This is a genomic window from Armatimonadota bacterium, assembly GCA_016125185.1.
Lineage (GTDB): Bacteria > Armatimonadota > Fimbriimonadia > Fimbriimonadales > Fimbriimonadaceae > Fimbriimonas.
Map to the genome: position 1 here is coordinate 1,755,476 of WGMG01000006.1, position 22,325 is coordinate 1,777,800.

Annotated in this window: 21 protein-coding genes and 1 tRNA gene; 15 read left to right on the top strand and 7 right to left on the bottom strand. The window is 56.1% G+C overall.

Annotation, left to right across the window (positions count from 1 at the left end; translation table 11 throughout):
* Positions 1 to 40 precede the first annotated feature (40 nt).
* The 6 genes from GC165_16340 to nuoD all read left to right on the top strand — a co-directional run bounded on the left by GC165_16340 (position 41) and on the right by nuoD (position 4,373).
* Positions 41 to 454, top strand: a complete 414-nt coding sequence (locus tag GC165_16340) for an NADH-quinone oxidoreductase subunit A (GenBank protein MBI1334438.1) — start codon at positions 41 to 43, stop codon at positions 452 to 454.
* The gene (locus GC165_16345) at positions 455 to 1,066 is read left to right on the top strand and encodes an NADH-quinone oxidoreductase subunit C (GenBank protein MBI1334439.1); all 612 of its coding nucleotides are present in this window, start codon (positions 455 to 457) and stop codon (positions 1,064 to 1,066) included.
* A 204-nt stretch (positions 1,067 to 1,270) separates the two neighbouring features.
* Positions 1,271 to 2,134, top strand: coding sequence for a prepilin-type N-terminal cleavage/methylation domain-containing protein (locus GC165_16350; protein ID MBI1334440.1), 864 nt, complete (start codon positions 1,271 to 1,273; stop codon positions 2,132 to 2,134).
* A 91-nt stretch (positions 2,135 to 2,225) separates the two neighbouring features.
* Complete coding sequence (locus tag GC165_16355) at positions 2,226 to 2,408, top strand: hypothetical protein (protein ID MBI1334441.1); 183 nt, start codon at positions 2,226 to 2,228, stop codon at positions 2,406 to 2,408.
* 70 nt (positions 2,409 to 2,478) lie between these two features.
* Complete coding sequence (locus GC165_16360) at positions 2,479 to 3,123, top strand: hypothetical protein (protein MBI1334442.1); 645 nt, start codon at positions 2,479 to 2,481, stop codon at positions 3,121 to 3,123.
* Positions 3,124 to 3,155: 32 nt separating this feature from the next.
* Positions 3,156 to 4,373 carry an NADH dehydrogenase (quinone) subunit D gene (gene nuoD / locus GC165_16365; GenBank protein MBI1334443.1) on the top strand — a complete coding sequence of 406 codons (1,218 nt, stop codon included), beginning with the start codon at positions 3,156 to 3,158 and terminating at the stop codon, positions 4,371 to 4,373.
* A gap of 150 nt (positions 4,374 to 4,523) precedes the next feature.
* On the opposite strand, the gene GC165_16370 is transcribed toward nuoD, so the two are convergent.
* Both GC165_16370 and xrt read right to left on the bottom strand, forming a co-directional pair.
* On the bottom strand, positions 4,524 to 5,183 hold the full coding sequence (locus GC165_16370) for an exosortase-associated EpsI family protein (protein MBI1334444.1): 660 nt from the start codon (positions 5,181 to 5,183) through the stop codon (positions 4,524 to 4,526).
* Complete coding sequence (gene xrt / locus GC165_16375; protein MBI1334445.1) at positions 5,171 to 6,103, bottom strand: exosortase; 933 nt, start codon at positions 6,101 to 6,103, stop codon at positions 5,171 to 5,173. Before xrt ends, GC165_16370 begins: the two co-directional genes overlap by 13 nt.
* Before the next feature lie 127 nt (positions 6,104 to 6,230).
* Here xrt and rfbB point away from each other — a divergent pair, with 127 nt between their 5' ends.
* The 3 genes from rfbB to GC165_16390 all read left to right on the top strand — a co-directional run bounded on the left by rfbB (position 6,231) and on the right by GC165_16390 (position 11,026).
* Entirely contained in the window at positions 6,231 to 7,274 is a 1,044-nt protein-coding gene (rfbB, locus tag GC165_16380) for a dTDP-glucose 4,6-dehydratase (GenBank protein MBI1334446.1), read from the top strand.
* Positions 7,271 to 8,329 carry a glucose-1-phosphate thymidylyltransferase gene (locus GC165_16385; GenBank protein ID MBI1334447.1) on the top strand — a complete coding sequence of 353 codons (1,059 nt, stop codon included), beginning with the start codon at positions 7,271 to 7,273 and terminating at the stop codon, positions 8,327 to 8,329. The genes rfbB and GC165_16385 overlap by 4 nt, the downstream gene beginning before the upstream one ends.
* A gap of 495 nt (positions 8,330 to 8,824) precedes the next feature.
* Entirely contained in the window at positions 8,825 to 11,026 is a 2,202-nt protein-coding gene (locus GC165_16390; GenBank protein MBI1334448.1) for a hypothetical protein, read from the top strand.
* Positions 11,027 to 11,406: 380 nt separating this feature from the next.
* On the opposite strand, the gene GC165_16395 is transcribed toward GC165_16390, so the two are convergent.
* Positions 11,407 to 11,913, bottom strand: a complete 507-nt coding sequence (locus GC165_16395) for a DUF664 domain-containing protein (protein MBI1334449.1) — start codon at positions 11,911 to 11,913, stop codon at positions 11,407 to 11,409.
* Between the two features lie 50 nt (positions 11,914 to 11,963).
* On the opposite strand from GC165_16395, the gene GC165_16400 reads away from it, so the two are divergent.
* Complete coding sequence (locus GC165_16400; GenBank protein MBI1334450.1) at positions 11,964 to 12,479, top strand: hypothetical protein; 516 nt, start codon at positions 11,964 to 11,966, stop codon at positions 12,477 to 12,479.
* Positions 12,480 to 13,085: 606 nt separating this feature from the next.
* Here GC165_16400 and GC165_16405 read toward each other — a convergent pair.
* Entirely contained in the window at positions 13,086 to 13,553 is a 468-nt protein-coding gene (locus tag GC165_16405; protein MBI1334451.1) for a hypothetical protein, read from the bottom strand.
* A 791-nt stretch (positions 13,554 to 14,344) separates the two neighbouring features.
* On the opposite strand from GC165_16405, the gene aroC reads away from it, so the two are divergent.
* Entirely contained in the window at positions 14,345 to 15,451 is a 1,107-nt protein-coding gene (aroC, locus tag GC165_16410) for a chorismate synthase (GenBank protein MBI1334452.1), read from the top strand.
* Between the two features lie 59 nt (positions 15,452 to 15,510).
* Entirely contained in the window at positions 15,511 to 16,293 is a 783-nt protein-coding gene (locus GC165_16415) for a phosphate ABC transporter ATP-binding protein (GenBank protein ID MBI1334453.1), read from the top strand.
* On the opposite strand, the gene GC165_16420 is transcribed toward GC165_16415, so the two are convergent.
* Positions 16,240 to 17,193, bottom strand: a complete 954-nt coding sequence (locus GC165_16420; GenBank protein ID MBI1334454.1) for a hypothetical protein — start codon at positions 17,191 to 17,193, stop codon at positions 16,240 to 16,242. The two genes, GC165_16415 and GC165_16420, sit on opposite strands and share 54 nt — an antisense overlap.
* Before the next feature lie 113 nt (positions 17,194 to 17,306).
* Entirely contained in the window at positions 17,307 to 18,959 is a 1,653-nt protein-coding gene (locus GC165_16425; GenBank protein MBI1334455.1) for a hypothetical protein, read from the bottom strand.
* A gap of 40 nt (positions 18,960 to 18,999) precedes the next feature.
* Here GC165_16425 and GC165_16430 point away from each other — a divergent pair, with 40 nt between their 5' ends.
* The 3 genes from GC165_16430 (at position 19,000) to GC165_16440 (ending at position 21,792) form a co-directional block, all read left to right on the top strand.
* Positions 19,000 to 20,301 carry a GAF domain-containing protein gene (locus GC165_16430; GenBank protein ID MBI1334456.1) on the top strand — a complete coding sequence of 434 codons (1,302 nt, stop codon included), beginning with the start codon at positions 19,000 to 19,002 and terminating at the stop codon, positions 20,299 to 20,301.
* A gap of 176 nt (positions 20,302 to 20,477) precedes the next feature.
* Complete coding sequence (locus tag GC165_16435) at positions 20,478 to 21,302, top strand: hypothetical protein (protein MBI1334457.1); 825 nt, start codon at positions 20,478 to 20,480, stop codon at positions 21,300 to 21,302.
* A gap of 413 nt (positions 21,303 to 21,715) precedes the next feature.
* A tRNA-Met gene (locus tag GC165_16440) sits at positions 21,716 to 21,792 on the top strand.
* Positions 21,793 to 21,892: 100 nt separating this feature from the next.
* On the opposite strand, the gene ssb is transcribed toward GC165_16440, so the two are convergent.
* Positions 21,893 to 22,276, bottom strand: a complete 384-nt coding sequence (ssb, locus tag GC165_16445; protein MBI1334458.1) for a single-stranded DNA-binding protein — start codon at positions 22,274 to 22,276, stop codon at positions 21,893 to 21,895.
* Between the last annotated feature and the right edge of the window lie 49 nt (positions 22,277 to 22,325).

Genomic DNA, 22,325 nt, shown 5'->3' on the forward strand with positions numbered 1-22,325 from the left:
TATCCACTTCTGACGCGGACATTGGGTATCTTTTCCTCTAATGGGACCGTATCTCGGCATACTCGCACTGATGGGCCTGGCCGCAACGCTTTGCGTGGTTTTCGCCACCATCAGTTGGGTTCTCGGTCCAAAGCGAATCACCTCCTATAAGAGTGCCCCCTATGAGTGCGGTGTAGCTCCCGTCGGCGACGCCCGCGAGCGATTCCCAATCAAGTTCTATCTGGTCGCCATTGTCTTCATCCTGTTCGACATTGAAGTCGTCTTCCTCTGGGCTTGGTTCACCGTCTATAAGAATGCGTCGGTTGACTTCATCCAGGCCAGCTTCATCGAGTTCATGACCTATATGGCCACCTGGATTCTCGCCTACGCCTACATCATTCGGGTTGGCGCGATCGATTGGGAAGAAGAAGCCGAACTCGCCCTCGCCGAAAAGCTCGAACGGGAGGTTGCCTAAATGTCCGAAGAAACCACCGAAGCTCCAGTCGAAACGCCAGCGCCAGCCGAAGCTGTAGCACTCGGGGATAAGCTCCTCAAGTCCACTGAAAAGAACGGTGATCTCTATTTGTGCGTATCCAAAGAGAATCTGCTGGATGCTTTGCGGACCCTGAAGGAAAGCGCCGACCTCCAATACACCTTCTTTAGTGAATGTGTCGGCGTCGATTACTCGACCTGGACGCACGAACGCGATCTCGACGGTCGCTTCGAAGTGATCTACAATTTGATCTCCGTCAAACTTAACCGACGGGTCTTCGTCAAGACGTCGGTTAACGACGGCGAATCCATCCCGACCGCAAAGCACATTTTCCTAGGTGCCGAATATCCCGAGAAAGAAATCGGCGACATGTACGGGATCGTGTTCGCAGGCAACGGACTGGCTCCTGGCAGTCGATTCATGCTCCCTGATGACTGGGTTGGCTTCCCGCTCCGCAAAGAATATCCGCTTGGCGGCGAAGACGTTTTGTTCGACAAAGGCGACCGTGGCCCCGCGGTCGAAGACAAGCAATCGCCCCATGCCGGCGAGAGCTTTGAAGGCAAAACCGGGACTCAAGACGTCAGCGGACGCTGAGGAATCTCAGATCAAACGTTAAATCATGTCCAAAGGACCGGTATTTTTGGACTTTTTAACAAAATCCTTGTATTTGAGCACGATTTTTGCTAAGATTCATACAACAGCGAGTCTCCATCTGAACCGATGGCGTGCGTCAAGGTTAAGACGGATTCAGACAAACTGGGAAAGTATTGCTTTCCAGCATTTATTTAGGAACACATCATGAAAAAAGCGTTTACGCTCATTGAACTGTTGGTTGTCATCGCGATCATCGCGATCCTGGCAGCGATCCTCTTCCCTGTCTTCGCACAGGCTAAGGAAGCAGCCAAGAAGACGGCTGACCTCTCCAACGTGAAGCAGATCGGTACCGCTGCGGCTATCTACCTGTCGGACAACGACGACCTGTTCCCGCTTCAGTCCGGTCAGAGCCTGACTGGCGTCTGGGGTCACAACTACAACAAGTACGTTCCGGCTGACTGGACGACCACGCCGACCCCGGCCGAGCGACTTCAGTACTCTCAGGGCTTCTTCATGAACACGATTCAGCCGTACACGAAGAACTACGACATGCTGTCCATGCCGGGCGCAAGCGTCGTTGAGTACGCAGCTACTCTTCCGATCGCCGCTGGCAAGAAGAAGGAAACCACCAACTACGCCTATAACGGCATGCTCACCGCCTACAGCTCCACGGCTATTGCCGACGTTGCTAAACTTCCGTTCCTGACGGGCGCTAACGGTAAGGATGCTGGTAAGGGTTGGGGCTTCGCGAACCCGGCTCTTGACTGTAGCACAGCTAACGCAAGTTGCACCTATGTTCCGTGCGGCGGTACTGGCAACGGTGCTTACGGCTACATGTACACTACGTACAACGGCAGCAGCTACTGGGCATACAGCCGAGGCCAGAACTGGGCCTTCGCCGATACCCACGGCAAGTTCCGCCGAGTTGGCGCGACCGCTTCGCCTGGCGCTACCGACTGGCGAACCGACCCGTGGACGGGCTACGATGCTTCTGGTCACGCTGGTTCCTACTGGTGGGACGGTTGCCACCCGTGGCTGTTCCGACCGGACTACGACTTCAGCATCTAAGTCGAATCGCCACTTAAATGTAAGCTCCACCGATTTCGGTGGAGCTTATTTCATTTGACGAACCAACCACTAAACTAGTAAAATTACCAACATGAGAAAAGCAATTCTCTTCGCATTTGTTCTGTCACTGATCGGCGGCGTGATGGCAGGCTGTAGCGGCGGCGACGATGGCAGCAAAGATGCCGTTAACTCCTCCTCGACGGTGAAAGCCGATACGACCAAGCCCGCGTCGAAGACCAATCCGGGTAGTGTGGCGCCAGATACGCCTCTCTAGTTTCTTACGATTTAAGTTCCAGCCTCTCCTTCAAGAAGGAGAGGCTGTTTTCATGTTAATATATGGAACTATGAAGTTTCATCTTCTTTCGTTGGCAGTCGTGTCCATGATCTTGGTCGGATGCGGCAAGGGGGATGACTCCGATCAGCCGGAAGCGAACAATGCTCCCAAGAAGTCTCCTGGCTATTCGCGAATCGTCAACCTGACAAATGGTGACGTGGATCTCTACTCAAAGAATCGAAAGGTCTGCTCGACCGTCCACACAATGGAAGCCTCCGAGCTACTTCCCATCGGCCTCAATGAACAGACCCTGAGGATTGTGCCAACCAGCGGCAAGGAATTCGAGGTCAAAACCACCCTCGAAGCGGATAAAGGCGTCTCTATCATCCTCATGCCCGACGGGAAGACGACCAAGCTCATCGAAAACGAGCTAAGATACGCTTCCAGCGAAACCAACACCCACATGGTCCCCGTCGAAGCCGGCGGCAAGATGCCCTCAAGCGCGAAAATTGACGATAAGAGCTACCCCATCAAGGACTCCTACATCAACTTGAGCCAAGGACAGGTCACGTTCCCCGATCAGACATCGTTCAATGTCAGCGATCGCATCGGCTTCTCCCTGTTCGTAGCCGCCACGCCAAGCGGCGTCCACTACATCATGGGCAAGAACGCCAGCGATCGCAAACCATCCGGATCGGGCTTGTCGGCCAACTAAGAATCAAACTGGAATCGGCTAAACTTTAAGTAATGTCAGAACAGACTTTCATGCCGTCCACCGAGACGATCTTCGAGCGTGTTGGCGAGAACACGATGATCGTCAACATGGGCCCGCAGCACCCGTCGACGCACGGAGTGTTGCGGGTAATCACCGAGTTGGACGGCGAGAATATTGTTCAGTGCAAGTGTGTCATCGGCTACTTGCACACCGGCATGGAAAAAGAAGCCGAGTACCAGCAGTACAACAAGTGTGTGGTCATGACCGACCGCATGGACTACCTCAACGCTAACGGCAATAACCTCGCCCACGCCTTGGCCGTTGAGAAACTGCTCCAGTGCGATATACCCAAACGCGCACAGTACCTTCGTGTCATCCTCGCCGAGCTCAGCCGCGTCGCCTCCCACCTCGTATGGCTGGGCACCCACGCGCTCGACCTTGGCGCGATGACGCCGTTCTTCTACGCCTTCCAGCAACGCGAACTCATCCTCGACATGTTCGAGATGTTCAGCGGCGTTCGCATGATGCCATCCTGGATCGTCCCTGGCGGTCTCCGTGGCGACATGCCTGCTGAATTCGAGTCTCGCCTGCGAACCTTTCTCAAAGGCTTTGGCAAGGAGCTAGAAACCCTTGAGGGGCTTCTCTCCGAAAACCCCATTTTCAAGGAGCGCACGTTCGACGTCGGCATCCTCTCCGCCGAAGATGCCCTCAACCTCGGTTGTTCCGGCCCTATCCTCCGCGCTAGCGGCGTCGCATGGGATCTCCGCAAGGACATGCCATACAGCAGCTACGACGACTTCGATTTCGGGGTACCCGTTGGCAAGACTGGCGATGTGTATGACCGCTATCTCGTCCGCGTCATGGAGATGAAGGAAAGCTGCCGCATCATCCAGCAGGCCATCGACGGACTACCGGAGGGCGCATTCCGCACCAGTGACCGCAAGATTTCTCCTCCCCCGCGCGAAGAGCTCGACACCTCGATGGAGTCGCTCATCCACCACTTTAAGCTGTACACGGAAGGCTACCGGCCGGCCGTCGGCGAAGCCTACGCCGCCGTCGAAGGCTCGAAAGGCGAACTGGGCTTCTATGTCGTCTCCGATGGCACCAACCGCCCGTACCGTTGGCACGAACGCCCTTCCAGCTTCATGAACCTGAAGTCGCTGGAAGTCCTCGCGGTTGGAAGAATGATCGCCGACCTCATCGCGATCATCGGCTCAATCGACATCGTCCTTGGCGAAATCGATCGCTAATACTTCGACAGCTTTGAAAACCGTCAGGTCGTCCGTTTGAATCTCGACCCGGCAGGGTCGCTTAAGGTAGCCAGGGTGTCGAAGCAAAGCGAAGACCCCTGGCCAGCTACGTAGAGACCAGAGCCTCCTTGGTGGCCCAGCAGGACACTCTTAATAGTAGTTGTTACTCGTATCGACCGCCTTATCGATCCAGTCGGCCGCAAACTTCTTCATCTTGTCCACGTCTCGCGTGCCCATCGGCATGATGCGCACAAAAGCGCCCTCATCGTCCTTGCCCATATGCTTCAGCTTGTACGTGAACATGTCCCACTTCAGCTTCGCCATGTCGGCATAATAGCCCTGGGTCGTCTTCAAAAAGTACATTGCCGTCCGCTTGTCGCCGCCCTGAGCCATGTCGAACAGCGTGATCGGCACCGTGCCGCGCGTCTTCGTCTCGATCTTGTCGATGCGCTGGTTGGTCAACTCCCAACCCTGCGCCCGAAGGCAAACCTGCGGGTCATGAAAGCTTTCCTTTCGATGGCTGGCAATCACGACCACGTCATAGCTTTCCGGACCGTCCACAAACGTCCGAGCCACAATCCCCCACGGCTGAAGAATCTGATAGTTTGATTCGTTCATCACGTAAGAGCAGTACTGTCCTTCGGCCAGTTGCGCCGTAAAGTGGTCGACCTTGGTCGGCAACATATCCGCAATCTGCTTCTCCGTGCGCTCAACCTGCTTAGCCCGCGGCGCAAAGTTAAGGGTCGCCCCTGTAGCCAAAAAGAGGCCGCAGAGAATGCCGAGTTTCTTGGTCATAGTTAGCCTTTCCATCCGAACCACCTTGCAAATTTGAAGAGGATCATGAAGCAGATCAGCAGAGTGATATATCCGCTCCAATCATGAAATTGGTGTGCCGCATCCGCGCCCTGAAGCTCTCCGACCACGCCGATCAAGGCGATTCGGAGCCCGTTGATGAACAGGCAGAGCGGAACGACGAGCATAAACATCAGTACGTTGAAACTCCACTCTTTGCGCGCAATCAGCGTAAAGTGGGCTGTAAAACACGACACCGCAACCATCAGCTTAAGGCCGCTACACGGCACCGCCACCGTCAGCGCATAACTGTTGAGCTGAAGCGTTTGCCCTTCTAGGCGGAGCGGATGGAAGCCGAACAGCTTCAACAACATCTCTGCAACATCGGTCGAAAGCATTTGCAGAGGATTGGTATAGGCGTCAATGAACGAACCCCAAATCGGGAGCGCGAACAGCGCAAAGCAAATCGGCATCGCCAGCAATTTGGCTCTTTTGAATCCGAAAAGGAGCCATATGCTCGTCATGACGAACGACACGAACATCAAACATTGGATCGCCCAGAAGTCGCCGACGAAACCAATGTACTGAATCAGCAGGATCGGCACAAACGCCGCCAAAGCCCAGACTCCATTCGTAACCGGAGTCTTGTTCCAGTCCTCCTGGCGAACCTTGATCTGCCAAGCGATCAAAAGCGGGACAATCCAGCCGTGCGAGTAGTAGTCGTTGTTGATCCAGTTCTGAACCGTTCCCCGGAACAGGGACCAAAACATGAGAAAGAGCCCGCCGATCGCACCAATAGCCAACCAAAAATTGGCTGAGCGAACAATCACGTTCCAATCGAGACCCTTCAGATAGTCAATGCGCGCTTGTAGCCAATCGCGAATATCGTCCAATATCGTTGGGTTTTCGGTATTAGTGGCGGTTACGGCTTGTTCCAAAACTACTCCACGTTGAATAACAGCAAAAAGCGTTCCAAGATTCCGAACTTGGACAGTTGCCCTATTTAATACTTGTATTATCGCCCACTTGGCATCCGATTGGCAAAAAAGTCTATGATTTACTCGGATGCTCGATCTCTCCAAAGCGGTTGTAATGGTCTGTGGCGGCGCAGGCTTTATCGGCTCACACTTCGCGCGCCTGATCCTCAAAAATCACCCTGGCGCAAAGGTGGTCATCTTCGACGCCCTCACCTACGCCGGCAACCTGTCGACGATTCAAGACATCCTTGGCGACCGAGCGACTTTCGTTCATGGAAAGATTCAGGATATGGCCGCCGTCGATGCCGCCATCAAAGCCAACGGCATCACCCATATAGTCAACTTTGCCGCCGAATCTCATAACGATCGTTCCATTCTCGACCCCGGTTCCTTCATCCACACCGATGTCTTTGGCGTCTTTGTCCTGTGCGAGGCGACCAAGAAGTTCGGCCTCGAAAAGTATGTCCAGGTCAGCACCGACGAAGTCTACGGCTCCATCAATGAAGGCCGATTCACTGAGGAGTCGCCGATCATGCCCAACACGCCGTATTCCTCCAGCAAGGCCGGCGGCGACCTCCAGGCCCGCGCCCACCACATCACCTTTGGCACCCCCGTTTGCGTCACCCGTGGCGGAAACAACTATGGCCCCTACCAATATCCTGAAAAGCTGATTTCCTTCTTCGCCGTCCGGCTGATCCTCGGCAAAAAGGTTCCCCTTTATGGAGACGGAACCCAAGTCCGTGAGTGGATTCATGTCCAAGATCACTGCCGTGGAATCGAAGCCGTTCTCCTCAAAGGCGAACCCGGCGGCGTCTACAACGTCGGCGACGAAAACGAACGCCAAAACAAAGAGATCGTTCGCATCCTCCTCGAAGAAACCGGACAGGGCGAAGAACTGGTCAAGCGCATCGAAGACCCCCGCAAAGGTGCCCACGACAAGCGCTACTCGATGACCTCCAACCGAACCCGAGCCCTAGGCTGGCAACCGGAAATGGACTTCGAAACTGAGGTCCGCAACACCGTTCGTTGGTACCGCGACAACAAGGATTGGTGGGAGCCCATCGTCGCCATGCCCGACTACCAGTCGTTCGTTAAAAGCTTCTATGGTCGCTACTTAGGAGATGATCTATGAAAGCTCTCATTCTCGCCGGCGGAAAAGGGACGCGGCTTCGCCCCATCACCTACAGTCTGGCCAAACAGCTTGTTCCCGTGGCCAATAAACCGGTCATCGAATACGGCATCGACGCCATCGTCGCCGCCGGAATCAAGGAAATCGGTATCGTCGTCATCGAGCCTAACAGCCCGATCGAAGAGTCGTGCGGCGACGGCTCTCGCTGGGGCGCAAAGTTCACCTACATTGTCCAACCCGACCCGCTCGGCCTCGCCCACGCCGTCGCCACCGCCAAGCCTTTCCTCGGTGACGATGACTTCATCATGTACCTGGGCGACAATCTCATCAAGTCGTCCCTCGGTGACCTGATCTCCGAATTCCAAGAGCATCGCCCCGCCGCCACCGTCCTCCTCACTCCGGTCCCGAACCCAACCCAATTTGGCGTGGCCGAGATGGAAAACGACAAAGTCGTCCGCCTCGAAGAAAAGCCCAAACAGCCGCGATCCAACCTCGCCCTTGTCGGCATCTACCTCTTCGATCGCGTCATCCACGACATCATCGCCGCGCTCCAGCCCAGCGCCCGTGGCGAATACGAGATAACCGAAGCCATCCAAGGTCTGATCGACCGCAACATGACCGTCCGGTCGCATATCGTCACCGGTTGGTGGAAGGACACCGGCACCGTCGAGGCCATGCTGGAGGCCAACCGCCTCATCCTCGAGGACATCGAACCCACCCAACTCGGCACCGTCACCAATTCTCAAATCGATGGCCGAGTCAGCATCGGCAAAGGTGCCGTCATCGAGAATTCGTCCGTGCGCGGCCCGGCCATCATCGGAGAGGGCTGCGTCATCACCAACAGCTACATCGGGCCATTTTCCGCCATCGACCGCAACACAAAAGTCACCAGTTCGGAGATCGAGCACAGCATCGTCCTCCAAGACTGCGAAATCGAAGGCGTCTCCCGCCTCGACGGCTGCCTCATCGGAAGGGGCGCAAAGGTGACCAAGGCGCTCCAGAAACCCGCCAGTATGCGGCTCGTGCTCGGAGACTCGAGCGAAGTCCGACTACCATAATTAGCAACCACGGGAAGATCTCTGACCGCTACTTCAGTGCGGAGGCTCCGGTCTTACTTTTGAATCCGTACGCAGAGGTTCTGAGGTTTCAGATAAAGCTCCCCATGCGAAAAACGCGGCTGACTTTTGAGGTCAGCTGCCTTCAATTTCCCGTATAGCCAAAGGCTATACGGGAAATTGACCGATCCTCCCTTACGAGATTGCCCCTTCAGGGCGCCCAAAAGAGCCCTGAAGGGGCGATCTGTTATTAGCCCAGGTCGAAGTTCCGCAGGAACGCAGGCCTGGATCATAGCCCGCGCCAGAAAAAGTCCAAGGAGCCCCGAGAATCGGGGCGACCCCAAGCTCCCTCTCCAAATTCTCTGCAGGAAATTTGGGGAGGGTGCCTCCTGACTTGTGTCAGGAGGCGGGAGGGGAAAATCCACTAAAGACAACAACCCGCCGACTTAACACAAATCTCCTTGACCTTACTTTAACCGACCAACGGTAGAACCTAGAATGGTGCATCAAGTATGCTTGCCCACGATGAGTTTGCAAGTCACACGATGGACCGTGGACTATGGCAATGGGACGATCAAGGAAGTACGAGTCCCCCACGCCTGGCGCCAAGACGTCGATGTCCGATGGGAAGGTCCAGCGATCTACAAAACCCTGATCGATGTTCCGGTTCGGCCAACCAAGCTTCGATTTAACGGCGTCAGCTACGCCTGCAAGGTCCTCATCAACGGAAAACAGGTCGCTTTCCACGAGGGCGTCTGGGACGCCTTCGAAGTCGTCCTCACCCCCTTTCGCGGCAAACGCGTCGAACTCGAAGTCCAAGTCATCAAGAACGGCGGTGCCACCTACCCCGTCAAGAAGACCCTCGCCGGGTTCCTCCCTTACGTCTACCACACCTTCGGCGGTATCTTCCGCCCGGTCGAAATCGTCGATGAAGCCGAGCCTCTCACGAAGATGCCCGGCGAACGCGCCCCGTTCGAAGACTACATGCGCGGCATCCTCCACTGGGGTTGGTATCCCGAAATCGGCCATTGCCATCCCGGCACCGAACAAATCGCCGAAGAACTCGACTACGTCCAATCCCTCGGCTTCAACACCGTCAAATTCTGCCTCTGGCTCCCGCCTCACCAATACATCGAGGAAATGCACGCGCGCGGAATGCACGCCTGGATTGAACTCCCCCTTTGGATGCCAGACGCCTGCCTTTTCGATTCGCCCTCAACCGAAGTCGAACTCGACGCGATCGTCCGCCAGTATGCCCACCATCCAAACGTCGTCGCGTGGACCCTTGGCTGTGAGTTCGGCAGCGCCCCTGCCGAATTCCGCGAAAAGTGGGTGAAGAAGCTCCAAGCGTTGACCCGGTGCCAACTTATCAAGGACAACTCCGGCGGGGCCGAGATGTACGGTGGCGACCCCCGCGAGTACGGCACGTTCTACGATTTCCACCCCTACGGGGACGCCCAGTTCTTCCCTTCCCTGCTGGATTCGCTCTCGACCGGCCCGCGCGAAAAGGAAAAGTCGTTTCTCGGAGAGACGATGGACCACGACGTCCACCGCGACATCGAGCAGATTGGCGAAACAATGCCTTTTTGGGCCTCTGCCCTTGCCGAACTCAACGACCAAGGCGTCCGCTGGCAATACGACATGCCCAAGTTCATCAGCGAGAACCGCTTCGTCAACGAAGCAAAAGTTTCCCGCCATAAGGAACTGATGGCCTCCAGTGTCGACAAAGCTCTCTTTGTCCGCAAACACCTGGTCGAACAGCTTCGCTCCAAAGGCGACTTCAACGGCTACGTCCTTACTGGCCTCCGCGACACCCCGATCTCCAGTTCAGGAATCCTCACCGACTGGGCCCGAAAGCGCTACACGCCCGACCAGTTCACCACCTGGAACTCCGACCAAGTTCTTTTCCTCATCCCCGCCCGCAACCCCCGCTGGATTCGCGGCGGAAACCGGATGGGCTACTCGGACCTGTACAACGTCTTCGCCGACCGCCCGACTCTCATCCGCATCGGTTACGCCGGATCAGCCACGACCGGGAGCGCCATTTGGACGCTCAAAACCCTCAACGGAAAGCCGATCCAGGAAGGCATCGCCGAGCCCACTAGTGCCGAAGGCGAACCAATCCAAATCGCCAGCGTCTTCCTCGATTCCCTCGCCCCCGGCTCCTACCTCTTCCACTGCGAATTCGGCGGCGCCCAGAACACCTGGGAAATTCACGCCCACTATTCGCTCACGTTCGAGGACTGTTCCCTCCTCGTCTCCGACGACCGCATGAATGACGTCAAGTTCGGAAAAGACGGAGTCCCAATCGCGCTTGGGTGGCGCGACTTCCTGCGCGAGCGCGTCGGTCAACCAATGATCGTCCTTGTCGATGGGCAAGGCGGCCTACCCATGCCCTACTGGCGCGAGTGCATCACCCAAGGCTTCGGCCTATCGTGGGAAGAACGCCTCGCCGTCTGCCCCGATCAGGTTCTCGATCCCGAATGGTTAGCCCGCCTCTGCGATGTTGAAGTTCTCGAAACCCGAATCGATACGCGAACCTATGTCGAGACGGCCTATACGGTTCGGGTTGGCGACACCATCCTCACGACCTACCGTCCGTATGGTGGTCTTGGCACGCAACCCAACGGCCTCTCCATCAACCCCGCCGGACAAACCCTCCTGCGCCGCCTTGTCGACCTCATCCACCCCGTGTTCTAGGCCACTTTAGATCTCGATCTTTGCACGGGTAAAGGCATCTGCGAAGCCGGAACTTACCCGTGCTAACGTCAGACTCGTCACCCTAGCGACCTCGCCAACTTCATGATTTGCTCGCTGTTCCGGCGTCATACAAAGAACCCCATATACGCGGCGGGCAAGAATCCTTTCTCCAAATTCTCCGAAGGAAATTTGGGGAGAGGGTCGTTCCGCAACACCGCGCGGAACGACGAGAGGGGAAAGACTACTTGAGCTCACCTCACGCCGGGAAATCCGGTGACGGCAAACCAGAATTCCTCTCCTCTAAGGAGAGGACGTTGCCGCGACGATAGGAGTCTGGCAACAGGTGGGGTAGAGAATCCTCCAAATTGGCAAACGCTAAATCACGCCGGAAAATCCGGCGACGTCTTGTACAAATACACCTGCCCCTGGTGGTACCCCGGGTGAAACGCGAACCGCGCCAACGCACCCTCGCCCGTAATAATCGGCCCCAGCGCACTCTTGATCTCTTTCGCCAAAAACTCCGGACTCGGATTCTCGATATTGCTCCTCAAATGCGACTCGGCCGTGTCTAATGCCCATGCGACCAACTCCGGCGTAATCTCCTCATCCGAAAACGGAAACGGATTGTCGTTCACCACGCCCTCCGTAGCCGAATTCGCAACCCGTTGCTCCTCGGGCGACAACTCACGACCGGTCAACTGTGAATTGAACCAAATCTCCACGCCTGCCACGTGAACCACCATTTCACCCACCGAAAGCGCCCCCGGCTGGATTCGGTAGCTCATCTGCGCATGAGAAAAGCCTTCGATTTCGGCCTTCAGTCGTCCACGGCTCAAATTCCAAGATTTCGCAAAATCCGTCACACTCGAATCGTACCCGCCAGTCATTACCTCGAACCTTTTCGGCCCAGTCCACGTTATGATCTTCAGGAGCAAAGGTGGAGGACCAAAGAGAAATCCCGGTTCAAGGATGGTTTGGCGGTGTTGGCTCTCTTCTCGCGCTCCTGTTCCCCGCCCTAGTCCTTAGTACACAGTACCAAAGGGGGCTCAATATTGCCCTCCTTTGTGGGGCCGCGGCTCCAGGTCTCGCCCTTACCTGTATCACCAAAAAGGTCATCGTCGACCGGCGCTACAAAACTATCGCGGCAAGTTATGGCCTCTTCAACCGTTGGGCGTTCTCGACCGGCCCCTCAACGCAATTTGAGCATAGCTATCTGCTGGCAAGGCCCGGAGCAAAGGGTCTCGGCACGACGTACTACGCCGGAGTCGTCACCGCCGACGTAACCAAAGATCAGCGGATATGCGCAACCGAATGGCGGACCGATACCAACGCACCCGAAAAGGTCCTCGCCTTTCTTACCTGGCTCGGCACCACCGTCACAATCATTCCGTCCAGCCAAGAAATCCCCACTCCAATCCTCCAACGAGTAGCCAAGATCAGCAACCCTGACTAACTGTAATGAGCTTCGGAAACGTCGGTGCCAAAAAGCAAAAGTATCCAGGCAAAGACGAAGAGCGCAGAACCGAGTTCCAAGACTTCAATCCGGCCTATCAAAGATGTCCCTTAGCAAAGGGACCGGTTAGCGAGGAACGAACGAACCGAGGGATTGATCCCAATGACTAACTCTCGTAGCAAAGCGAAGACCCTTGGAATGGCCCATTCTAGAAAGAGTCCAAGGAGTCCCGAGCATCAGGCGCCCCCGCCATTATGGCGGCAATGCTCATGTCTCCACGCAGGAATACCTCGCAATGCGGCTGCCCCAACTCCAACTCCCAACTCCCAACTCCCAACTAAAAGAGCTTGCAGTCAAAAAAGAAAAACCTCTCCGGGGATGGAGAGGTGTGGGTGGGGTTTTATTGGTCCCTTCCTACGAACGAGGAAGGTGGGAGGGCTTTGTAGGTCCCTCCCTAGCTTTCGCTAGAGAGAGTTTTCATTGCCTCACAATTTACATTACGCACATAGGACTTTATTTAGTTCACTTTGGCGTAGACGACGAAAAAAGATGGTGCTAAAGTCTCACCCTCGCCGGTCCTAACCGGGTCGGCGAGGGTGAAGGTGCTTAGTGGTGCCCTTTCGACTTGCCTCGGCCATGGGCTTTACCGTTGTCGTGGTGGCCCGGCTTCTGCCAGCCCTTTTCCTTCACAAACTGGTAGTACTTCTTGCCACTCTTCACTACCAGGTGTCGGTCGTAGCGAACTCCGTCTCGGTAGAAGTGGTCGCGGCTGAAGTATTCGGCTCGCAGTCGCGACAGGCGGTCCTTACTCTTCGTGTCCTCGTTGTATCGGTACAGCGAGTACAGAGCGCCCGCGCCACCGGCGAAGGTGAGCGTATCGTCCTTGCTCAGAAGTCCGAGGACCGCTACCGCCCCACTCAAGGTCGCGATGCTCTTCCATTCGTCGCGCGTCTGGTTTCGTCGAGCAATCTCCTTATTGATTTGGTGACCGCTCTGGGCCAAAGCCATCGACGGGGCCACTACCGCGCAAGCGGTAAGGGCAAGGATGCCGATTTTGGTCAGTGTCTTCTTCATTTTCTGTCTCCTTTTGTCCAAACGAGTAATCTGCTGCGTCGATTCCGAGGCTAGGTCTTTGGGCCGCCAGATGAACTAGTGGTCTCCGTGCCCTCGGTGGTTGCCATGGTCATGATGGTCGTCCCGATCATGGCCGTTGTCGTGTCGACGGTCGTCTCGGCGACGATCGTCATCGCGTCGTCGGTCTTCGTCCCGACGTCGGTCCTCGTCCCTGCGGCGCTGCTCGTCGCGCCAGCGAGCCTCTTCCCGTCGTCGTTCATCCTCGCGTCGACGTTCGTCTTCGCGCCTGCGCTCGTCTTCACGGCGCTGAGCATCTCGGCGATCGTAGTCCACGTTCACGAACTGGTAGTACTTCTGCCCACCTCTCCAAACGGTTCGCTTCTCATAGCGGCATCCGTCTCGGTAGAAGTAGTCTCGGTCGAAGTACTCGGCTCGGGCCCGAGCAATCCGGTCGATGCTCTTTTGGTCCTCGTTGTATCGGTAAGCCGAGTACAGCGCGCCGGTAGCTCCGACGAAGGTCAAAGTGTCGTCGTGATTCAGGTACCCGAGCACCGCCGCCAAGCCGCTGATCGTCGCGATGTTCTTCCACTCGTTTGCGGTTTGTTCTCGTCGCCGGATCTGAGCGTTGGCCGCTGCCGGGACCACCATTGAGATCGCCAGAGCGGTGAGAGTGCCGAATTTTGTGATGTTGTTCATCTTTCTCTCCTATGCTCTTCAAAACGGCCAGCCCCATGCCAGGATTTACAAAGCTATGACTTCCGGCCCAATTTCAGGTTGTAAACTTACACGCAATGTCTAGCTCGTTCGGCCAAATTTTCCGAATCACGACGTGGGGCGAGTCCCACGGCGGTGGTGTGGGAGTCGTGGTCGACGGATGCCCCCCGCGCCTACCCATCACGATCGAGGAAATCCAGCACGAACTCGACCGTCGCCGACCGGGCCAAAGCAAGATCGTCACCCAGCGAAAAGAGTCCGACACCGTCAAAATTCTCAGCGGAATCAACGAAAACGGCCTCACCCTCGGAACCCCGATTTCTCTCCTCGTGTTCAACGAGGACCAGCGCAGTAACGACTATGACGAAATGCAGACGAAGTACCGCCCGAGCCACGCGGACTACGCCTACGACCAAAAATACGGCATCCGAGCCTGGCAAGGCGGAGGACGATCTTCCGCTCGCGAAACCGTCGGTCGCGTCGCCGCCGGTGCCATCGCCAAAAAACTCCTCGCCGCGTTCGGTGTCGAGATCGTCGCCTTCGTCAAAAAAGTCCACACCATCCAAACCGACATCGACCCGCTCACGGTCACGATGGAAGACGTAGAATCGAATATCGTTCGGTGTCCAGACAAAACCGTCGCCGAGGCGATGATCGAACACATCGAAGCCATCCGGAAAGAGGGCAACTCTGTCGGCGGTATCGTCACCTGCGTCGCCAAAAACGTCCCCGCCGGTTGGGGCGAACCCGTATTCGACAAGCTTGAAGCCGACCTCGGCAAAGCCATCCTCTCTCTTCCCGCTTGCAAAGGCATCGAGTTTGGCGGCGGCTTTGGCCTTACCGATCACACCGGCCTCGAAGTCAACGACGAGTTCTATTCGGTTGACGAACAAAAGTCGAAAAAGTCGGTCTACACCAAGACCAATAATTCCGGTGGTATCCAAGGCGGCATCTCCAACGGAATGCCCATCATTTTCCACGCCGCATTTAAGCCGACCGCCACCGTCCTAAGGCCCCAAGACACCGTCGATACCGACCACGAAGAGACCATTCTCACCGGTCGCGGACGCCACGATCCTTGCGTCCTTCCCCGCGCGGTACCCATCGTCGAGGCCATGGCCGCCGTCACTCTTGCTGATCATTGCTTGCGTCAAGCCGCGACACAAAGCTTAACGAAGGGATAACATATATGGGCCAAGATGCTTACGTGACATCCTCGGCGACATTAACTGCCAACAAGCCCATGAGTGACATTGCCGAAGAGATCGTCGACAACCCAAAAATCGTCGCCGAGAATATCAACTTCAAATATGGGTCGTTCCAGGCGCTGAAGTCCGTCAGTATCCGAATTCCCGAAAAGAAGGTCACCGCTTTCATCGGCCCCTCCGGTTGCGGAAAGTCCACCTTCCTTCGATGCCTCAACCGCATGAATGACCTCATCGATGGCACCAGCCTGGAGGGCACTATCACTATCGACGGCATCGACATTTACGGCAAAGACGTCGACCCCGTCGCCCTTCGAAAAGACATCGGTATGGTCTTCCAAAAGCCCAATCCGTTCCCGATGTCCATCTACGACAACATCACCTACGGTCCCAAACTCCACGGCGTCAAAAGCAAATCCACCCTCGATGGTATCGTCGAAAAAACCCTCCGTCAGGCGGCCTTATTCGACGAGGTGAAGGAGAAGCTCAACAAGTCGGCAATGGAACTCTCCGGCGGTCAGCAGCAGCGACTCTGCATAGCCAGAACCCTCGCCGTTGACCCCAAAATCATCCTGATGGACGAGCCATGCTCGGCGCTCGACCCCATCGCCACCTCTCGCATCGAAGATCTCATCTTCGAACTCAAGCGGGAATACACCATTGTCATCGTCACCCACAACATGCAGCAGGCCCAGCGCGCCAGCGACCGCACCGCATTCTTCATGCTCGGTCAGCTCATCGAGGAAAACTCGACCTCGAACATGTTCCTATATCCCAAGAAAACGGAAACTCAAGGCTACATTTCGGGCCGTTTCGGATAAGAACAAACCACCGCCGCCCGATTTCGGCTTCTTCTGCTTGTCCAACATGTCTAGCAGCATCTGGCCGTTCGAATCCACCTTCTTCGGGTCCGCTTCCGCGGCTATAAACCATTCCTGCTTGCCCGGCTTATATCCGTACGTCTTCTCGAGGTCCGCCTCCATGCTCGGCAGGTGCTTGGCCCCATAGAACACCGCGATGGACTTCGGTGGCTTATCTGATGCGATCGATTTCGCCAGCGAGTCCAGCACCACCTGGTTCCGAGCCTTGATCACGATCTTGTCCGTCGTATCGTCCAGCCCAACCTCGCCCGATGCCACGCTCTTCACAATCATCAGCTTGATCGCCTCCTTCGTCCCTGGCGTCGCCGTGTCCATCATCGTCGCAAACATCTTCGACTGTGGCGACTTCGGATCGAGGAGTTGCTTGATCTGGCCGTATGTTCCGCCCTTATCGCCGTTCCCTGCTTCCTTGCTCACCTTGTCCATCTCTTCCCAAGTCAGGTCGCAATTCACCCAGTTAGCGTGGTCATAGTTCACCGCGTTAAGCTGAAACTCCAGCCCAAGGGCGTCGCTCAAAACCTTATAGATCGGCCGGTCCGTGGTCTCGCCCTCGACCTTCTTCGGCGGCTCGGCCTTCTTCTTCTGCTCGTCGGACTTCACCCCTTCGTACAGCACCACCTCCTCTTGGTCCAAAATGCCCTGGAGCGAAGAATAATACGCCTTCGACCCGATGTGAACGGCCCCCACCAGCCAGATGTCCGGCTTGCCCTCCCGCACCAACTGTTGGCACAAGGTCTTCATTTGCACGACGCCGTCCGCCGTCGTCACCGACTGCGTATAGAGGGGAGTCGTTGCCTGGGTCTGGCCAAATAAGAAGAGTGCTAGGATGGGCTGGATCATTCGCGATGGTGCCTCAAGTGGCATTGTAGCCGCAAACAAGCGTCCCAAAACAAAAAAAGTGGATGCCCCTGAAACCAGAGAGCATCCAAATAGGCATTTACTTTTGGGGGACTTTAAGCTGCTTTTCTGAGGTGGCCGGTGGCGCTTTCCGTACGGTTGCCACGCTCGATCGATCGATTCGTTTCTTCTGCCACTCGATTGAGGTTCTCGATTCCGCTGGTCAGTCGCAACAGGCCGCCGACGAGCTTATTCACCATCTCTTCGGCTTCCGATGACGAAGCTGCCATCTCCTCGGTCGCCGCCGCATTCTCTTCCGCGGTCGCCGCGATCTGCTCCACCGAGAACGAGGCCGAGTCGATGTGGTCGAACACACTGGAAAGCTTTCCTTGGATAGTCGCCGTCGCTTCGTTCACCAACCCCATCGATTCCGTCACCGCTGAGTTCAGGGAGGTCGCCTTGTTGGCCGATCCGGCGATGCCTTCAAGCGAGGAGGTCGCACGGCTTGTGATATCGAGAACTTCGTCGACGTCGCCCAACGTATCTTCCATCGCGAGCGAAACCGAATGACTGCCGTCCTGAATCACTTTGATCAGATCGGTGATCTCAAGAGCCGCCGCCGCGCTCTTCTCCGCGAGTTTGCGCACTTCATCGGCCACTACCGCAAAACCTTTGCCCTGCTCTCCCGCCCGCGCCGCCTCGATGGCGGCGTTGAGGGCGAGGAGATTGGTTTGGTTTGCGATCTCGGTGATAGTATTCGTAATATTGTTGATGGACTGCGAATGGCTGCGCATCTCCGTAATCTGCGAGGCCGTCTTCTCGACCGTCTTGCGAAGCTTCTCGATAGCATCCATGCGGTTGCTCAGCTCATGCCAGATTTCTGACTCTTTGCCGATCACGGCAACTTCCTGCTGAATGCTGGAAACGGCATCCGAAGCGCTGCCGATCGCGTTTCGCTGCTCGGTCGCGCTCGCCAGAACATCGTTAGCGCTGTTGGAAATGTTTGTCATCGCCGTCGAAATCTGACCGGCGCTTTGTGCTTGAAGCGTAATCGCCTCTGCAACCTGGTTGGTCGCAAGCTGAACTTCGGTGGCAACCCGTCCGGTCGTATCCGCGCTTTGATTAAGCACTTGGCTCTCACCGTTGAGCTCGGCGGCGATCTTTATCACCTCACCCGTCACCGCCTGAAGTTTGGCGATGAACACAAATTCGACGTAGCTTTCGATGATAAGTTCTTGATCCAAGTTGAAAACTTTCTGAATCGCTCGAACCGCCTTCAAAGCCTTCTTTCGCCCGATCTCGTCGGATTCAGCCATAAGTGTGTAAATCGCATCGATATAAGCGCTATAGCCGGCAAAAAAGAATAAAGGCGTGATGCCGATTTCAGCGTGGATTTTGCCAACTCGAAGTCGACCTTCGAAGTAGTCGCGGCCAATATCGCCGCTGAACACCGCTAAGAGATAGCCCGGGTTCGTCCGCTTAAGTCGCTCGATCGATGAACCACTTTGATCGATAATCCCGACTGCCTCGGGAAACTGCCGCAAATGTTCATAAAAGGCATCAACGATTGCAGGCATATTTGCCTCGACGAAAGGCTTCATAGCCTTCAAGGCTTTGAGGTCCTCGTCGGCAATCCGATACAGCCGTAGGCGCCGCTCAATTTCCCCGAAATCGATTCCAAAATGTTGGACAAGCACGGGGTTTATATTTGGTTTTATCAAAGCCCTTATCAGTCTTGAAACGACCCCTGGGGTCGAAAATGAGGACACAAATGAAAATGCTCTAGAAGGGGTCTAAAGAATGTAAACTATGGCCTTGATTGACGTTAATGGTAGGTTGATTCGTGCAGTTCAGCTGGCGACCCACACCCTTGCAGGCCACGGAGAATTTGATAGTCTGCTCAAGCGGGTGCTTCGGATTTCGGTAAACGCCGTCGGGGCCGAGGGAGGGACGATTTACCTTCATGATCCTGCCACCAAACGGCTCATTTTCCAGCACGTGGAACCACCGGACGTCGAGCCAAGGCTACCGATGCGCGACATCGCCGACGACTTCGGTATGGCCGGCGAAGCCTTCCAGAAGAAGCGCACCGTCCTCCGGGAAATGCCATCGCGTGCCACATCCGATCTGAATCCGTTCGAGATCGCAACCGGCATCGTGGTCCGAAACATGGTCGCCACCCCGCTCATGATGGAGCAGGAAGACCCCATCGGCGTTGTCCAACTCCTCAACAAGTCCGAGGGGCCCTTCAACGAAACGGACGGCGCGGTGTTGGACACCATCGCCTCCGTCGCCACCATGGCCTACCTCAACTACCGGCTCAGCGAAGAATCGGCCCGCGCATCCACCCTACTCGGAATGGGCAAGGTCAGTCACGATATCGGCAACCTCGCCGCTAGCCTTTACGCCAGCCTTTCCTTCTCCGAAATGGCAATCTGCGGCCTCAAGGACAGCCTCACCGACCACAACCTGCCGATGAATGCGCAGGAGAACCTCGAAGCCCTCGACCCCATGGTCGAAGACCTCAAAAAATCGGTTGATCGCATTGTCGGCTACTCGCGCCTCATCTCTGACATGTCCGCCGGTCGCGGCCTCCGTCCAAATTTCACGCTTGGCTCCATGGCCGACACCATCCAGCGCGGCGCCGCGTACCTGGAGACCGAAAGCCGATCCAAGCACGTCGATCTCGTCTACGAAATCGACCTCAACGCCCCCGAAACCTATTTTGACGACCTGTTCGTCTTCCGCATCGTCCAAAACCTCGTCGGCAACTCGGTCAAGGCCGTCTACGAAATCATCCCCGACGAAAAGATTGACGGCGCGGACGAAGACGACACCTTCGGATCTGTCACCGTGCGCTACCAGTTCCGCGACGGTGAACACGTTTTCGAAGTCAGCGACACCGGACCGGGCATGACCCGCGAGGTCGCCAACCGAATCCTGTCCGGCAACGCCCGAAGCCAATGGTCAAAGGCAGGCGGCAGCGGTTGGGGCACCAAAATCGTCCTAGAACTCGCCGTTAGCCACGGTGGCGTAGTTGAAATCGACTCCGTCGTTGGTCAAGGCTCCACCTTCCGCGTCCGCTTCCCGCATCGAGAAATGGACTCCTAAGCAAGCTTTCGCCCGCTGAACTATAATAATCGAGGAACATTCGTCATGGAGGACGTGTTGAATCTGCCGATACAAAAGATGCCGAAGCAAGGAATGCAAAGAGGTCATTCGACCGTTTCTCGCCCAGGCGAACTTCAACGAGGAAACAAGAAGATGGTCAAGCGGGGAATTTGGGGATGAGCGAGAACACGTCTTACGATCCGACCGCACCAGAGGGCGAGTCTTCACCGGGTGGACAATATCTAACCAAAAAGGACGCCAAGTGGATCATCCTCGCCGCCGTTGGCTTCTTCGTGGTCATGATTCCCATCTACCTCACGATGCGCGAGAAAGCCTATCGGGCCACCTGTGTGCGCAACATGAACGGAATCATGGAAGCCATGATCCTCTACTCCACCGAGCACGACGACCGTTTCCCGCCGCTTTATAACACCAACGACAAGGGCGAGCCCGACGCCGATAGCAGTGGCTACGCTTACACATGGGTCAGCGACGTTTGGCCTTTGCGTGCACCCCGAATCAATTTCGTCTGCCCCACCGCCACGCCCGAAGAGCTGGCCTATTCGGCCAATCCCACCGGTGGCGATCCTATCCCGTCTTCCTACGGTTTCTACGCACCCTACGCGTCCTACTCGACTCAACTGGTCGATCACCCGGAAACCGTAGTCATCCTCGCCGAAACCAGCAACGCTGGCACCCGCGACACCTACGATCCTCTGCCGTTTAAGACCAGCAAGTACGACGGCTTTGTCATCAATTGGGACACGGGCAATGATTGGCCCGACCAGCAGACCCGCTTCGTGACGCGCCTCGCCTTCCCTGGCTCAAAAGGTGGCAATCCCGGTAAAGCCGAAGCCCGTCATGGCCAATACATCAATGCCATCGCCGCCAGCCGCAGTAAAACCTTCCTCAGCCCCGACTCCATGCTGACCGACTATAACCCCGCCAAATACACCCTCTCGGGCCACTGGCAGGAACCTGTCCAGCGAAAAGGCAACTGATTCGGGAGCAAAGGCATCATTCCTTTTCAAAGCACTCGAAGGAGGTCAGCCGACTGGAAGGTGGGCATCTTACCCACCAACAAAGGCAGGATCTGGGAGCACAGCGTCTCGCCTACCACACCTTGCTTGGCAAGGGAAACGACCGAGGCGAATGAGGTACAGCCCCATTTACCCTCTCCCATTTCTTGCGGAGCAAAAATGGGAGAGGGTGGCTCCTGACCTTTGTCAGGAGCCGGGTGAGGGCTAACGGATGCGTCTAGATTCTCTCGAAGATTGAACTGGCTTAAACGATTCTGGGAAGGTGGGCATCTTGCCCACCAATAAGCTTTTTGGCATAGACGTCTCGCCCGTGGATCAATCACCCATACGCCCTTGACTTCGCTCTCTTAACTCGGTCATAATAACTCTTGCGTCGCGGGGTGGAGCAGTCTGGTAGCTCGTCGGGCTCATAACCCGGAGGTCATAGGTTCAAATCCTGTCCCCGCACCCAATTTTTCATACCGTACTCCGGTACCCAGTTTCTGGTTCTATTCCCAGATGATATTGAACTCTGGGAATAGTTCTAAAGCCCCCCTTTCTCGCTTCTTGCGTTAGCTGGCCTCTTCCGCAAACGGATCGTAGTCGTCGTCCTGCTTCTTCGGACCGACGTCCCGACGACGATCGAGCGCATACACGTTATCCGCCACGATCTCCATCGACTCCCGATTCTGCCCCGTCTGATCCTGCCATCGCCGAGTCTGGATACGCCCATCGCACGCCACCAAGCGCCCCTTCAACAGATAGTCGTGAACGTACTTTGCCGAGTGTCCCCATGTCGTGATGCGCAGAAAATCGGCGGTCGGCTCCCCCTCGCGAGGCTTGCCCTTCTTTTGGACAGCAATCGTGAACGTCGCCACACTCTTCCCCGTCGACGTCTCTCTCAATTCAGGATCGGCCGTCAAACGGCCACTCAATACGACCCGATTCACACTCATAGAAAAACTTTCCTCGGCTCCACAGCGGAACCGAGGAAAGTATAACACA